Origin of the sequence: Brevibacillus sp. FSL K6-2834, from assembly GCF_038592925.1 — a bacterium.
GTDB lineage: Bacteria > Bacillota > Bacilli > Brevibacillales > Brevibacillaceae > Brevibacillus > Brevibacillus borstelensis.
On record NZ_CP151945.1, the window covers coordinates 1 to 15,000 of the forward strand.

The window sequence follows — 15,000 nt, forward strand, 5'->3', positions numbered from 1 at the left end:
TTGGATGCAGCGATTAGCGAGCTTTGGCGCAAAGTACTTGCCAAGATAGAAAAATCGCTCAGTAAACCAAGCTTCGATACCTGGCTGAAGGCGACCAAGGCGACCACATTGGAAGAGGATGCGCTGATTGTCGTCGCACCCAACGACTTTGCCCGCGATTGGCTGGAAACCCGTTACTCTCAATTGATCACTGATACACTCTATGAGGTAACAGGCGTCAATATGAAGGTAAAATTCGTAGCCATGCAAAATCCCGATGCCGCTTTCGCCGATGAACAGCCGGCTCCCCGCGTAAAGGTATCTGCACCTCCCAGCAATGGTGACGACCAGCCCCCGAGCATACTGAACCCGAAATACACCTTTGACACATTCGTGATCGGTTCAGGAAACCGCTTTGCACATGCGGCTTCTCTTGCTGTGGCGGAAGCGCCTGCGAAAGCGTACAATCCATTGTTTATTTACGGAGGAGTTGGACTCGGCAAGACCCACTTGATGCATGCGATCGGCCATTATGTGATTCAGCATAATCCCTCTGCGAAAGTCGTTTATTTGTCGTCTGAAAAGTTTACCAACGAATTTATCAACTCGATCCGGGACAACAAAACGGTAGAGTTTCGCAATAAATATCGAAGTGTAGATGTGCTTTTGATCGACGATATTCAATTTTTGGCGGGCAAGGAACAGACGCAGGAGGAGTTCTTCCATACCTTCAATGCGCTGCACGAGGAAAGCAAGCAAATCGTCATTTCCTCCGACCGTCCCCCCAAGGAGATTCCGACTCTGGAGGATCGCCTCCGCTCCCGGTTCGAGTGGGGCTTGATTACCGATATCCAGCCGCCTGATCTGGAGACGAGGATTGCCATTCTCAGAAAGAAGGCAAAAGCCGAAAACCTCGACATTCCCAATGAAGTGATGATTTACATCGCCAATCAAATCGACAGCAACATTCGCGAATTGGAAGGTGCACTCATCCGCGTAGTCGCCTATTCGTCCCTGATCAATCGCGATATCGATACACAATTGGCGGCGGAAGCGCTCAAAGACATCATTCCGTCTTCCCGTCCGCGAGTCATCACCATCATCGACATTCAACGTGCCGTCGGGGAAGAGTTCAATCTCAAGTTGGAAGATTTCAAGGCCAAAAAACGCACCAAGTCTGTGGCATTTCCGCGGCAGATCGCGATGTATTTGTCCCGCGAGCTGACGGACGCTTCCTTGCCGAAGATCGGCGACGAATTTGGCGGCCGCGACCATACGACCGTCATCCACGCCCATGAGAAAATCTCGCGGGCACTGGCGACCGATCCGCAGATGCAAGTAACGATTCAGTCTTTGATTGAAAAATTGAAAGCAAACCATTAACCTGTGAATAACACGAAAAGCCTATACACAACTTACCCACATGTGTATAGGCTATCTTTTACGTCGCTATTCATAGATATCCACAAATCCACAAGCCCTATTACTACTTCTGTTAAAAGATTTATCCTAATAGATATATGAATAGGCGCCGGCAAATATGCCTGAGGCTTATTACACAGATGGAACGAACAAGGGAGGTTCACGTTGATGCACATTACCGTTCAACGCGACAAACTGTCCAATGCCGTTTCGCACGTCAGCAAGGCGGTTTCCAGCAGAACGACTATTCCGATCTTGACAGGGATCAAAATGAAAGCGGATCAGGAGGGACTGACGCTGACTGCCAGCGACTCTGATGTATCCATCGAGGTTTTGATTCCGACCGAAGAAGCAGATGAGTGGGGAGTCACCGTTCATCAGCCAGGCAGCATTGTTCTGACAGCTCGTATTTTTAGTGAAATTGTCCGCAAGCTGCCAAACAGCGAGATTCAGATCCAGGTAGATGATAGACTCGTGACCCAGATTCGTTCCGGACAAGCTGAATTTACGATTAACGGCATGGATGCAAACGAGTTTCCGCAATTGCCGCAACTGGAAGAAGATAAAGTATTCAGCGTTCCCGGCGATTTGTTGAAATCGATGATCCGGCAAACGGTTTTTGCCGTGTCTACATCGGAAATGCGTCCGATCCTCACTGGCCTGATGTGGTCTTTGGATGGAGGACAGCTGAAATTTGTGGCAACGGACAGCCACCGACTCGCCAGCCGCACAGCTATGGTAGAATGTCCAGAGGAGCTTTCCTTTACCAATGTGGTCGTTCCGGGAAAAAGCTGCAACGAATTGGTAAAGATATTGGATGAGGACCAGAATCCTGTGGATATCGTTGTGTCGGACAACCAGATACTGGTAAAATCAAAGCATATCCTGTTTTACTCCCGTCTGCTGGAAGGGACCTATCCGGATACGGCCCGCATCATTCCGCAAAGCAGCAAGACGGAAGTTACCGTGAGCACAAAAGAATTCCTGCAGTCGATTGAACGCGCTTCCTTGCTCAGCCGCGAAGGAAAGTCCAACGTGGTTCGCCTCGTTACACTTCCTGACGGCAGCGTGGAAATTACGTCCAACGCTCCGGAAATCGGCAAGGTGACGGAGATCGTCATGCCAAAAGCGATGGATGGCGAAGAGCTGAAAATATCGTTCAATGCCAAGTACATGATCGATGCGCTTCGTTCTATCGACAGCAGCGAGATCAAAGCATGCTTTACCGGTCCGATGAGCCCGTTTGTCCTTCGCCCGACAGATCACGAATGGACGCTGCACCTCATCCTGCCGGTTCGAACCTACTAGCAGCCAAACAGAAAGGAGGCCTATCCATGCGTGAGGTTTCCATTCAGACTGAATACATTGCTCTTGGCCAGTTTCTCAAGCTGGCCGATCTCATTGATACCGGAGGAATGGCGAAAGCGTTTCTAGCAGAGGTTCCCATTCAGGTAAACGGCGAAGAAGAAAATCGTCGCGGCCGAAAGCTCTATCCCGGAGACGAAATTGACGTCGAGGGACACGGCCGCTACAAAGTGACTCGCCGCTGAGAGGAGAGCGCTATTCTTGTTTATCAAGAACCTTTCGCTTACCCATTTTCGCAATTACGGGCAGCTCTCTCTTTCCTTTGACAGTCCCATCCAGCTGTTTATCGGCAACAATGCGCAGGGCAAGACCAATGTACTGGAGTCTATCTACGTACTGGCTCTGGCCAAGTCGCACCGCACCCCCAGAGACAAGGAACTGATTGGCTGGGGAGCCGATTTTGCATCGATCCGTAGTGATGTCGAGCGTCGCTACGGATCGGTTCGCTTGGAACTGCAGTTGACGGGAAAGGGAAAGAGGGCCAAAATTAATGGGATGGAGCAGCAAAAGCTGAGTGCATACGTTGGAGCCCTGAATGTGGTCATGTTTGCTCCCGAGGATTTGGCGATCGTCAAGGGAGCGCCTGCCCAGCGACGCCGATTTATCGATATGGAAATCGGCCAGGTGTCTCCGACGTATCTGTATTATTTGAGCAATTACAACAAAGTATTGGCCCAGCGCAATCAACTGTTGAAGGACATGGCGATGAAAAAAAGCCGGTCCAAGGAGATGCTGGGGATTTGGAATATTCAATTGGCCGAATTAGCGGTAAAATTGTTGCGGAAGCGTTTTGAGTTTCTCCGCAAGCTGGAAGCGTGGGCCAAAGACATTCACAGCGGCATTACCGGCAAAAGAGAGATCCTCTCGCTGCACTACGTAAATTCTTCGCCAGTCACGGAGGAGCAAACTCCAGAACAGGCGGTGGATATGCTATTGGCAGCTTATGAAGAGGTCTTTGACCGGGAACTGGCGCGGGGAAGCACGATGATTGGCCCGCACCGGGACGATTTTACCTTGAAAGTAAACGACATGGATGTGCAAACATACGGCTCCCAAGGACAGCAGCGTACGAGTGCGCTGTCTATTAAATTGGCCGAAATCGAATTGATCAAGGAAGAAGTGGGAGAGTATCCGGTCCTCTTGCTGGACGATGTGCTCTCCGAATTGGATGAACATCGGCAAACCTTGCTGTTGGAAACCATTCAAGATCGGGTTCAGACGTTTGTAAGCACCACAGGTGTGGAAGGCTTAAAACATCAGGTTCTCCAGCAAGCCTCTCGTTTTTATGTGCGGGAAGGGGAAATCTCCGGGGAAAGGTAGAGGGAACAGGCATGTTTATACACATTGGTGGAGATACTGTTGTGAGCACCAAGGATGTCATCTCAATCTTGGATCATCAGACTGTAAAATCGTCTAAGAACAACAAGGCGTTTTTGCAAGAGAAAAAGAAGATGGTCGTTGACTCAGACCAAGAAGAGACGAAATCATACGTCATTACCACAGATGCCATTTATTGTTCGCCTATTTCTTCCCTGACGCTGAAGCGACGCGCTCAGTTCGTGGACAGCTTGGATCAGGTTTCCTTTGTACAAGCTGAAGTGGAGGAGTTGACTAGTAGTGGATCAAGTGACGACGAAAGATAATACAAACTATGATGCCAGTCAGATTCAGGTTTTGGAAGGCTTGGAAGCTGTTCGGAAGCGTCCGGGGATGTATATCGGCTCTACCAGCAGCCGCGGGCTGCACCACCTCGTATGGGAGATTGTGGACAACGCCATTGACGAGGCGCTTGCCGGGTATTGCGACAGCATTCTCGTCGAGATCCATCCTGATAATTCCGTCTCTGTAACGGATAACGGCCGCGGGATTCCTACGGGCATTCATGAGAAGACGGGGAAATCAACGGTAGAGACGGTTTTGACGGTTCTTCACGCCGGCGGTAAGTTCGGCGGCGGCGGGTACAAAGTATCCGGCGGTCTGCACGGTGTCGGCAGCTCCGTCGTGAACGCTCTTTCCGAGTGGATGGAAGTAGAGGTAAAGCAGAACGGCAAAATTCATTTCATGCGGTTCAATGTAGGGGTTCCCGAGGCCGATCTGGCCGTGGTCGGAGAGACCGAAGAGACCGGGACAAAGGTGACCTTCAAGGCCGACCCGACGATTTTTACCGAAACGACCGAATACGAGTACGAAGTGCTGCAAAAGCGGATTCGCGAGCTCGCCTTCCTGAACAAAGGACTGAAAATTACGCTGAAGGACCTGCGTCCGGAGCGGGAAAAAGAAGAAACGTTCCACTATGAGGGCGGCATTATCCAGTTTGTGGAGTACCTGAATAAAAACCGGGAACCTCTGCACGAGGAAGTGATTTACTGCGAGGGAGAGAAGGATGGCCTGGTGGTAGAGGTCGCCCTGCAGTACAACGACAGCTATGTCAGCAACATCTACTCCTTTGCCAACAATATCAATACGCATGAGGGCGGAACCCATGAATCCGGCTTCAAGACTGCGCTCACCCGCGTGATCAATGATTACAGCCGGAAGTTCAACTTCCTGAAGGAAAAAGATCCGAACCTGTCTGGCGACGACGTGCGCGAGGGGATTACCGCGATTATTTCGGTGAAAATTCCCGAGCCGCAGTTCGAGGGTCAGACGAAGACGAAGCTGGGCAACTCAGAGGCCCGCAGTATTACCGAGTCGGTCTTTGGCGATCGGTTCAGCACCTTCATGGAGGAGAACCCAGGCGTCGCCAAGAAGGTCGTGGAAAAGGCTCTGATGGCTGCGCGTGCGCGTGAAGCAGCACGGAAAGCACGCGAGCTGACCCGGCGCAAGAGCGCGCTGGAAGTGAGCGCATTGCCGGGTAAATTGGCCGACTGTTCGTCCAAGGATGCTTCCGAGTCCGAGCTGTTTATCGTTGAGGGTGACTCCGCGGGCGGCTCTGCCAAAATGGGGCGGGACCGTCATTTTCAGGCCATTCTGCCGCTGCGCGGTAAGGTTTTGAACGTAGAGAAAGCCCGTCTGGACAAAATTCTCGGAAACAATGAGATCCGGACGATCATCACTGCGCTCGGAACGGGTGTAGGTGAAGACTTTGACATTTCCAAAGCGCGCTATCACAAAGTGGTCATCATGACGGATGCCGACGTCGACGGTTCCCATATTCGGACACTGCTCTTGACGTTCTTCTACCGTTACATGCGGCAATTGATCGAGTCCGGCTATATTTACATCGCTCAGCCGCCGCTCTACAGCATCAAGCAGGGTAAACAAATTCACTATGCCTATACAGATCAACAGCGTGATGAAATCCTCGCTTCGCTGAAAACTACGCCTAAGCCAAACATTCAGCGCTACAAAGGATTGGGTGAGATGAACGCAGAGCAACTGTGGGAAACAACCATGGACCCTGCAGTTCGCACCCTGCTGCAAGTAGACCTGGATGATGCGATGGAGGCCGATCTGGTGTTCCAGACGCTGATGGGCGACGAAGTAGAGCCGCGTCGCGAATTTATTGAACAGTATGCGGCGAATGTGCGGGATTTGGATATTTAGGAATACTTTCTCTCAAAACTGTCTGGAAGAGAATTAAGAAAAGCTTGTCCTCTCGGGGGCAAGCTTTTTGTTATGCTTTCGTTATTTGCCTTCCTTCAAAAACTGTTCAATCCGACTTTTAATAGAATCACGTACAACGCGGAAACGATTGATTATATCTTCTTCCGTGCCGCTGGCTTTAGCCGGATCATCAAAGCCCCAATGCCATTTTACTGCGCTATTGCCGGGAACCGCCGGGCAATGCTCATCGGCATGGCCGCAAAGCGTAATCACGTAGTCGGCGCGGGCAAGCGTATCGGGATCAATCACATCGGACGTATGCGAACGAATATCTACATTGTCTTCTTTCATTACACGTACCGCAAGCGGGTTTAGTCCATGGGCTTCCAGACCTGCGCTTTTTACCTCATAACGGTCTCCGCCAAGTGATCTCATAAAGCCTTCAGCCATTTGGCTGCGGCAAGAATTTCCCGTGCAAAGGAAGTAAATCAACGGTTTTTTCTGCATGACATCGCCATTCCTTTCATGGATGAAAAGTTGGTTTTCATTACGAAATGATCTGCAGCCATAGATACAAGCCCAGCAGTGTGATGAACAATGTGGGAATCGTCAAGACAATCCCGGTTTTGAAATACTGCCCCCAACTGATCGCAACTCCTTTCCGGGAAAGCACGTGGAGCCAGAGCAAAGTGGCGAGCGAACCGATCGGCGTAATCTTTGGACCGAGGTCGGAACCAATTACGTTTGCGTACACCAGTGCTTCCCGAATTATCCCGGATGTTTGCGTCCCCTGAATAGCGAGAGCATCGATCATGACAGTAGGCATGTTGTTCATGATCGAAGACAGGAAGGCAGATAAAAAGCCCATGCCGATTGTGGCAGCCAGGAGCCCTTGATCAGAGATTTTCTGGATGACATCGCTGAGCATGTCAGTCAATCCCGCATTACGCAACCCATACACGACGACATACATCCCGATTGAGAAAATGACAATCGACCAGGGAGCCTCTTTTATGATTCGTTTGGTGGCGATGACTTTACTTCTTCGTGAGATCAGGAGAAAGATCACGGCTGCAAGTCCTGCTGTAATCGATACGGGAACAGCCAGAAGCTCGTTCATCAAGTAACCAACGAGCAAAAGCGTTAAAATCACCCAGGATAGCCGGAACAGCCGTTTGTCTCTTATGGCTTCATGCGGCTTTTTCAGTTGTGACGAATCGTATTGTCGGGGAATATCTTTTTTGAAATACCAATACAAGACAAGCAAGCTGGCTCCAAGGGCAAAGAAATTCGGAATGATCATACGGGAAGCGTATTCGACAAAACCGATGTCAAAGTAGTCGGCAGATACAATGTTAACCAGGTTGCTGACGATCAGCGGCAGAGATGTCGTATCTGCGATAAAACCGCTAGCCATGACAAAGGGCAGGACCATCTTGTCAGGAAACTTCAATGCTCTGACTTGCGCCAGAACAATGGGGGTCAAAATGAGAGCAGCTCCGTCATTGGCAAAGAAAGCGGCTACTGCGGCTCCGAGCAACACGACATAGATGAACATGAGTCGCCCGTTCCCTTTTGCCAGACGGGCCATATGCAGAGCGGACCACTCAAAGAAGCCGATTTCATCCAGGAGCAGCGATATGAAAATAATGGCTACAAAGGCCAATGTGGCATTCCACACGATACCGGTGACGGCGACAACATCCGCAAAGCTGACAACGCCGCACAGCAAGGCCAGGAGGGCTCCTCCGGCAGCAGACCAGCCAATGTTAAGCCCCTTTGGCTGCCAAATTACAAAAATTAATGTCAAAGCAAAAATCAGAAAGGCACTCCAGATAGCGAACATGATTTAATTCAGTCCTTCCTATTCACAGGTAACCAATAACCCCTGCTGCTCCAACTTTGAAAATTCTTCGGAGTAATCAGGCAGGTTACCGAGTGCATGCGCTACTTGTTCCAGGCGTGCTTTATTGAGAGTGTAAAATACCCATTGGCCTTTTCTTGACTCGATGACAAGGTCCACACTTTTCAGGCGGCTCATGTGCTTGGAAATCGCTGGTTGGGATATGCCAAAGATCGGTACAAGCTCACATACGCAGCAGCTGCGAGTTTGCAATAAGGCAATAATTTTTAGCCTTGTAGGGTCTGCTAAAGCCTTTAACATGGCTACTACCTGTTTCGTGTCCATCATTCTCCTCCAATACCTCTTCTGATTCAGATACTAATATAATCATATGGTTATTTCAATATTTATTTGTTGTGTTCTTTGCAGGAAAATTGTTTGGCCAAGAGAAGCTGTTTTCTTTAGCTTGAGCAGTGTATTTCCTCTTTGACAGCAAAAATGTCATGATCCTACACCGTTTTTCTGCCTTACGACAATGTAAGCAATCTGAAAGACAATTCGATAGCGGCCCTTTCCCGTTCCCCTTACAATGAAGTCAGAAACGACAGCAAGAAAGGGGAGAACATTTTATGAAACGGGTTATTCATATGGTTCTCATAGCCATCCGATTAGTGGTAGACGCCAAATCTACGATTCAAAACAGCAGTCTCGAAGGAATCGTCAAGCTGTGATAACTGCTCGCATGAGGCGTAAGGAACGGCGCTCATTGTGGCCATTGCCAATCTGTTTGCTCTTCAGTCCAAAGTCGGATACGTACAAACCATGTTGAATTGCATCGCCATCTACATCGAGCATATTCGTGCAACCGACCGAAAGCTGCTGGCGGATGGCCCGGTTTGCGATGGGGCCGATGGAATGGCTGTGGCGGCTCTTCACCTACGGGAGCGTCCCTGCTTTTGCAAAAAATAAGCAATAGATGCTTGTCTTTTCTTGTTTTGGGGAAAGATGTAAGCTATACTGATAAAGTAAGGTATTCATTACTGTGGTCAGAACCGGAGGGCAGTCCATTGAAAGTAGTTTTCGTTACGAATACAGCTCAACTGCATAGTAACGAAAACATATCGGGTGCTCTATAACCTTGCTTTTTGCCATGCTTGCAACGCGGCAGACAAACGCGATACGAAAGGTACCGATATGCCGGTGCCTTTTTTCTATTTCCAGTCATCTGGAGCGGGCTTCCGGCATGACGGGAGCGTTTGTATTGGAAAAAACGGAGCGCCGTATTGCGAGCGCTCTTTTTTATAGCTGCATGAAAGAGGCGAGCGCAAGCGGCGGCGTTCGTTTTTCCCAGAGGAGACGTCGGTATGTTTCGGCGTCTCTTTTTTGTTTGCCTGGTTCGGAAGAAAGTCTTGCTTTCCAACCAGGCAGGAACCAATCCAAAGGCAGCAAAGGAGGAATTTTTTTATGCTACTGCTGGAAGCGCGTCAGATTGAAAAAAGCTTTGGCGACAGAGTGATTTTTGAAGCAAAAAAACTGGAGGTATTCTACGGAGACAGGATCGGCATCGTCGGTCAAAACGGCGTCGGAAAAAGCACGTTGATGCATGTGCTTGCAGGGCTTACGCAGCCGGATGCAGGCCAAGTCAACTGGTACGGCTCGACCGCCTTGATTCAGCAGATCGATCAGGGGGAAGAAGCGGCGGAAACAACCGGGCACGCCAGACGCATGTGGGGCATCTCTCATATTCATTCGCAAATGAGCGGGGGCGAGACGGTTCGGCTAAAAATTGCCGCTGCATTGGAACAGCAAGCTCCGCTTCTTTTTGCGGATGAACCGACGAGCCATCTCGACATGACCGGGATTCGCCAGCTTGAGGAGTCCTTGCTCGCTTACGATGGAGCCGTAATCCTGATTTCGCACGACCGCGAATTGCTTGACACGATATGCACCCTTATTTGGGAAGTGGAAGACGGCAAGATAAGCGAGTACAAGGGGAATTACTCCGACTATCGCGAGCAGAAGGAAAAAAAGCGCGAACGGGAGTGGTTTGAGTACGAGGAATACCGCAAAGAAAAGGAGCGGCTGACTCAAGCGTTTACGGAGACAAAGCAACGGGCCAGCGAGATCAGAAAGGCTCCGAAGCGAATGGGAAACTCTGAGGCCCGCCTGCACAAAAGAAAAGCAAATGGCAAACGGGAAAAGGTGGAGAAAGCCGCTCTCGCCATGGAGAGCCGTCTGGCCAGGCTGGAAAAAAAGGAAAAGCCGAAGGAGCTGCCTAGCGTCAGATTTGATGTAAATCACTACGGAGAACAGCATGGACGAACGGTCATCCAGGTCGGGAAGGTTACCAGGCGTGTAGAAGGGAAAACGCTGTTTGAACAGCTTTCCTTCTCCGTCCGCCCCGGCCAAAAGGTAGCCATCATTGGGGGAAACGGCTGCGGAAAATCGACGCTCCTCTCCATGATATACAGCCAGGCGGACGGAATATCTGTATCTCCGAGCAGCAGAGTCGGGTACTTCAGCCAGAGCCTATCCATTCTTGATGAGAACAAGAGCATTTGGAATAACGTCAGGGAAAGCAGTCGCCACTCGGACACAACGATTCGCACGGCACTGGCCCGGATGTTGTTTACAAACGATGAAATTCACAAAACGGTATCGGTTTTAAGTGGTGGTGAACGAGTCAAGACCGCACTGGCGAAGGTCTTCCTCGGCGACTACAATGTTTTGCTGCTGGATGAGCCAACCAACTTTCTCGATATTCCTACGCAGGAAGAGCTGGAGCGGATCCTGCTGGAGTTTCCCGGAACGATCCTGTTCGCCTCCCACGACCGCAAATTCATCCAACGGCTAGCCGATGCTGTTCTCTGTCTTGACGAAGAAAAGCTCACACTTTTTTCCGGAACCTATCAAGAATATCTGGAACGGAAAAACAAGCCAAAACGAGGGCGGGAGGAAGAGCGGATGGTGTTGGAAACGAGACTGACCGATTTGATCGGCCGCCTGTCGTCGCCAAAGCTGGAACAAGCCGAGAAGGAGGAAATGGAGAGGGCTTACCGGGAAACTTTGAAACAATTGCGGGAGCTGGACCGTGAGTAAAGTTTGCATGTTGACATTAAAAAACTTTTAAAAGCATAATGTATAGGAAGTGTGCTTGTTACGTTTGTTTCGGCAATGCAGGAAGGGGAGAAAGTCATGACAGAAACAGAGTCCCTTTGGACGAGAAACTTTATACTCCTGGCGCTATCCAACTTTTTGTTGTTTATCGCCTTTCAAATGCTGATTCCCACCCTTCCGCTTTTTGTTACGGAGCGCGGCGGTGACCAGGTGGACGTCGGATTGGTGATCAGCATTTTTACCATTTCGGCGCTTCTGATCCGTCCCTTCGCTGGAAAAGCGCTCGATTCCATCGGAAGAATGCCCATACTCATAGTGGGACTGGCGATTTTTTTCCTGTCCGTCTCCGGCTATTACTGGATGACGACAGTAGCTCTTGTCCTCGTGGTCAGATTTATCCACGGCATCGGCTGGGGCATTGCTACGACGACCTATGGAACGATCGCATCCGACCTGATTCCGGCCCAGAGGCGGGGAGAAGGGATGGGGTACTTCGGGATGTTCGGCAATCTCGCCATGGCTCTGGGACCGATGTTTGGACTGTGGCTGGTTGAATCCAGCGGATACGGATGGTTGTTTGCCATCTCCGCGCTGCTTACGGTGGCTGCCCTGCTGATGTCCAAGTTTGTGAAGGTCAGTGAGCCTATCAAAGCTGAAAAACCGGCGGCTTCCGCACCTGCCCCTTCTGCGGTGAGCGGATTGGTAGAGAAAAAGGCCCTGTTCCCCTCTCTGCTAGCCCTGCTGTTTGGCGTTACCTACGGCGGTATCGTCAGCTTCATCACCTTGTTTGGCCAAGAGGTCCACATCGCCAATGTGGGGCTGTTTTTCCTGTTCAATGCCGTTTCCCTGATGCTGGTTCGCCCCTTTGCCGGGAAGCTGTTTGACCAAAAGGGACACGTCTGGGTGCTGATTCCCGGTGCATTGATCGCGGGCATCGGACTTGCAGTTCTTTCCTTCAGCACTTCGACTGTCGGGCTGGCGCTTGCAGCCGTTTTGTTCGGTGCCGGTTTCGGCGCTGTTCATCCTTCGCTGCAGGCATGGACGATCAACAGAGTAGAGCCGGGCAGACGCGGTGCAGCGAACGGGACTTTCTTTTCCGCCTTTGATCTCGGCATCGGGATGGGGGCGATGGTGCTGGGCGCGGTGGCGAAAACAACAGGCTTTGCCCACATGTATCGCTTCTCCACATTGTTCGTGATTCTCTTCTTGGTGATCTACTCTGTGTATGTATGGCGACGGGGGGAGAGCAAGGAGAAAGCCGACATTCATCCATCTTGAGAAACAGCCTGGTTGCGCTTTTTGCGAGACTTTGGACGAGGACCGTCCGAATATGGTATAATGACGTATTGCGATAACCAGTTGGAGGTTTACTCTTTATGGCTGAAGAAACAGCTCGGTTTCCTAAAGTTGACATTAGTCATGAGATGAAAGAATCGTTCATTAGCTACGCGATGAGTGTAATTGTGAGCCGTGCGTTGCCAGATGTTCGCGACGGGCTGAAGCCGGTTCACCGGCGTATTTTGTATGCCATGCACGACATGGGATTGACTCCGGACAAAGCGTTCCGAAAGTCGGCAAACGTCGTCGGTGAAGTAATGGCCAACTACCATCCTCACGGTGACAGCGCCATCTATGAAACAATGGTCCGGATGGCTCAGGATTTCAACATGCGCTACCTCTTGGTTGAGGGACAGGGCAACTTCGGTTCTGTGGACGGGGACCCTGCGGCTGCCATGCGTTATACCGAATCCCGCATGTCCAAGCTGGCGCTTGAATTGCTGCGAGATATCGATAAAGAAACAGTCAATTTCACTCCCAACTACGACGGGCGGAAAGAAGAGCCTGTCGTGCTTCCATCCCGTTTTCCCAACCTGATGGTGAACGGCTCTGCAGGTATTGCCGTTGGGATGGCGACCAATATTCCACCGCATAACCTGGTAGAAGTCATCGATGGCGTTGTTGCCATGATCGACAACCCCGATATTACCCTGCAGGATCTGATGAAGATCATCAAAGGGCCTGACTTCCCTACAGCGGGTGAAATTTTGGGCTACAGCGGCATCCGCCGGGCTTATGAAACTGGCCGCGGTTCGATTATCATGCGTGCCAAAACCATGATTGAGGAAGAAAAAGGAAAGCCGCGCATCATCGTAACCGAGCTTCCTTACCAGGTGAATAAGGCAAGGCTCGTCGAGAAGATTGCCGAGCTCGTTCGCGAAAAGAAACTGGAGGGCATTACGGATCTGCGTGACGAGTCCGATCGCAAAGGTATGCGGATCGTGATCGAATTGCGCCGCGACGTGGTACCGAAGGTTGTCTTGAACAATCTGTTCAAGCATACGCAGATGCAGAGCACCTTCGGCGTGAACATGCTGGCTCTGGTCGACAATCGTCCCCGCGTTCTGAATTTGCGGGATATGCTGTACTACTATCTCCAGCATCAGCGGGAAATCATCCGCAGACGGACCGAGTACGATCTGAAGCAAGCGGAAGCGCGGGCCCATATTTTAGAGGGCTTGCGGATCGCGCTCGATCATATCGATGAGATCATCAGTCTGATTCGCTCTTCGCAAACGACCGAAGAAGCGCGTGACGGCTTGATGAACCGTTACGGTCTAAGCTACGAGCAGGCTCAAGCCATTCTGGACATGCGCCTGCAGCGCTTGACCGGGTTGGAGCGGGAAAAAATCGAGAACGAATACCAGGAGCTCCTGGCAAAAATCGCCGAGCTGCGCTCTATTCTCGCCGATGAAAACAAGATCTACGCGATTGTCCGCGAAGAGCTTGAGGAGATCAAAGAGAAGTTTGGCGACGAGCGCCGTACGGTCATTACCTTTGACGAGGAAAGCATCGAGGATGCCGACCTGATTCCGGAAGAGGATGTGGTGATCACGCTGACGCATGATGGGTACATCAAGCGTTTGCCGGTGACTACCTACCGTGCGCAGAAGCGGGGCGGTCGCGGTATCCAGGGAATCGGCACCAAGGATAACGACTTTGTCGAGCATCTGTATATCACGAATTCGCACGACCACATCATGTTCTTTACCAGCAAGGGCAAGGTGTACCGGTTGAAGGGCTACGAAATCCCGGATCTCAACCGTACAGCCAAAGGCACTCCGATCATCAACCTGATTCAGATCGAAAAAGGGGAGCGGGTCAGTGCGGTCATCCCGGTAAAAGAGTTCAGCGAAGACAGGTACCTGTTCTTCGGAACGAAGAAGGGGATTATCAAAAAGACCGAGCTGGCAGCTTATGCCAACATCCGAAGGGGCGGTCTGTTTGCCGTCAATCTTCGCGAGGATGACGAGCTGATCGCCGTGCGCCTCACAGACGGCAATCAAGAAATCATCATGGGTACCCGCAACGGGATGTCGGTCCGCTTCAAGGAAAGCGACGTACGGACGATGGGCCGCAGCGCCACCGGGGTAAAAGGGATTTCGCTTGATGATGACGATGACGTAATCGATATGGACGTTATCAAGCCGAATGCGGAAGTATTGATTGTCACGGCGAATGGCTACGGAAAGCGGACCCCGGTAGAAGAGTACCGGATTCAGTCTCGCGGCGGCAAGGGAATCAAGACGCACAATGTAACCGAGCGGAGCGGGCACGTCGTTGGCCTGAAAGTCGTCGAGCCGGAAGAGGATCTGATGATCATCACCACCTCGGGGATCATTATCCGCACGGAAATGAAGGGCATTTCTGTCATGGGCCGCTATACGCAA

At 50.9% G+C, this 15,000-nt stretch carries 13 protein-coding genes (1 of these 13 only partly in view); 9 read left to right on the forward strand and 4 right to left on the reverse strand.

Translation table 11 applies throughout. From position 1 onward, the window contains the following. From dnaA to gyrB, 6 genes are all read left to right on the forward strand, one after another. A complete protein-coding gene (dnaA, locus tag NST96_RS00005) occupies positions 1–1,362 on the forward strand; it encodes a chromosomal replication initiator protein DnaA (RefSeq protein ID WP_003388867.1) in 1,362 nt (453 codons plus the stop codon). Between the two features lie 207 nt (positions 1,363–1,569). Continuing rightward, positions 1,570–2,709 carry a DNA polymerase III subunit beta gene (gene dnaN / locus NST96_RS00010; protein ID WP_003388868.1) on the forward strand — a complete coding sequence of 380 codons (1,140 nt, stop codon included), beginning with the start codon at positions 1,570–1,572 and terminating at the stop codon, positions 2,707–2,709. Positions 2,710–2,735: 26 nt separating this feature from the next. Beyond that, complete coding sequence (yaaA, locus tag NST96_RS00015) at positions 2,736–2,951, forward strand: S4 domain-containing protein YaaA (protein WP_003388869.1); 216 nt, start codon at positions 2,736–2,738, stop codon at positions 2,949–2,951. 16 nt (positions 2,952–2,967) lie between these two features. Next, positions 2,968–4,086, forward strand: coding sequence for a DNA replication/repair protein RecF (gene recF / locus NST96_RS00020; protein ID WP_003388870.1), 1,119 nt, complete (start codon positions 2,968–2,970; stop codon positions 4,084–4,086). Positions 4,087–4,097: 11 nt separating this feature from the next. Next, on the forward strand, positions 4,098–4,409 hold the full coding sequence (locus NST96_RS00025; RefSeq protein ID WP_003388871.1) for an extracellular matrix/biofilm biosynthesis regulator RemA family protein: 312 nt from the start codon (positions 4,098–4,100) through the stop codon (positions 4,407–4,409). Beyond that, entirely contained in the window at positions 4,384–6,312 is a 1,929-nt protein-coding gene (gene gyrB, locus NST96_RS00030; RefSeq protein WP_003388872.1) for a DNA topoisomerase (ATP-hydrolyzing) subunit B, read from the forward strand. Before NST96_RS00025 ends, gyrB begins: the two co-directional genes overlap by 26 nt. Positions 6,313–6,393: 81 nt before the next feature. Here the strand turns inward: gyrB and arsC are convergent, their stop codons facing one another. From arsC to NST96_RS00050, 4 genes are all read right to left on the reverse strand, one after another. After that, the gene (arsC, locus tag NST96_RS00035; RefSeq protein WP_003388873.1) at positions 6,394–6,819 is read right to left on the reverse strand and encodes an arsenate reductase (thioredoxin); all 426 of its coding nucleotides are present in this window, start codon (positions 6,817–6,819) and stop codon (positions 6,394–6,396) included. A gap of 40 nt (positions 6,820–6,859) precedes the next feature. Then, on the reverse strand, positions 6,860–8,158 hold the full coding sequence (locus NST96_RS00040) for an arsenic transporter (RefSeq protein WP_122958769.1): 1,299 nt from the start codon (positions 8,156–8,158) through the stop codon (positions 6,860–6,862). 18 nt (positions 8,159–8,176) lie between these two features. Continuing rightward, a complete protein-coding gene (locus NST96_RS00045) occupies positions 8,177–8,500 on the reverse strand; it encodes a metalloregulator ArsR/SmtB family transcription factor (RefSeq protein ID WP_024983200.1) in 324 nt (107 codons plus the stop codon). 375 nt (positions 8,501–8,875) lie between these two features. After that, the gene (locus NST96_RS00050; protein WP_342405128.1) at positions 8,876–9,091 is read right to left on the reverse strand and encodes a hypothetical protein; all 216 of its coding nucleotides are present in this window, start codon (positions 9,089–9,091) and stop codon (positions 8,876–8,878) included. Between the two features lie 528 nt (positions 9,092–9,619). On the opposite strand from NST96_RS00050, the gene abc-f reads away from it, so the two are divergent. The 3 genes from abc-f to gyrA all read left to right on the forward strand — a co-directional run. Beyond that, positions 9,620–11,254, forward strand: coding sequence for an ABC-F type ribosomal protection protein (abc-f, locus tag NST96_RS00055; protein ID WP_172920203.1), 1,635 nt, complete (start codon positions 9,620–9,622; stop codon positions 11,252–11,254). Between the two features lie 96 nt (positions 11,255–11,350). Continuing rightward, positions 11,351–12,550: an MFS transporter gene (locus NST96_RS00060; protein WP_342405130.1), complete on the forward strand. Its 1,200-nt coding sequence runs from the start codon at positions 11,351–11,353 to the stop codon at positions 12,548–12,550. A 98-nt stretch (positions 12,551–12,648) separates the two neighbouring features. Further along, positions 12,649–15,000, forward strand: the 5' portion of a protein-coding gene (gene gyrA, locus NST96_RS00065) for a DNA gyrase subunit A (RefSeq protein ID WP_024983197.1). Its footprint extends 189 nt past the window's final position; 2,352 of the gene's 2,541 nt are visible here — the first part of the coding sequence; its start codon is at positions 12,649–12,651; the stop codon falls past the right edge of the window.

Excerpts from the sequence above, each read along its gene's own strand:
- NST96_RS00025 (WP_003388871.1), top strand. The coding sequence starts at position 4,098 with ATGTTTATACACATTGGTGGAGATACTGTTGTGAGCACCAAGGATGTC.
- abc-f (WP_172920203.1), top strand. The coding sequence starts at position 9,620 with ATGCTACTGCTGGAAGCGCGTCAGATTGAAAAAAGCTTTGGCGACAGA.
- NST96_RS00045 (WP_024983200.1), bottom strand. The coding sequence starts at position 8,500 with ATGGACACGAAACAGGTAGTAGCCATGTTAAAGGCTTTAGCAGACCCT.
- arsC (WP_003388873.1), bottom strand. The coding sequence starts at position 6,819 with ATGCAGAAAAAACCGTTGATTTACTTCCTTTGCACGGGAAATTCTTGC.
- NST96_RS00060 (WP_342405130.1), top strand. The coding sequence starts at position 11,351 with ATGACAGAAACAGAGTCCCTTTGGACGAGAAACTTTATACTCCTGGCG.
- yaaA (WP_003388869.1), top strand. The coding sequence starts at position 2,736 with ATGCGTGAGGTTTCCATTCAGACTGAATACATTGCTCTTGGCCAGTTT.
- dnaN (WP_003388868.1), top strand. The coding sequence starts at position 1,570 with ATGCACATTACCGTTCAACGCGACAAACTGTCCAATGCCGTTTCGCAC.
- NST96_RS00040 (WP_122958769.1), bottom strand. The coding sequence starts at position 8,158 with ATGTTCGCTATCTGGAGTGCCTTTCTGATTTTTGCTTTGACATTAATT.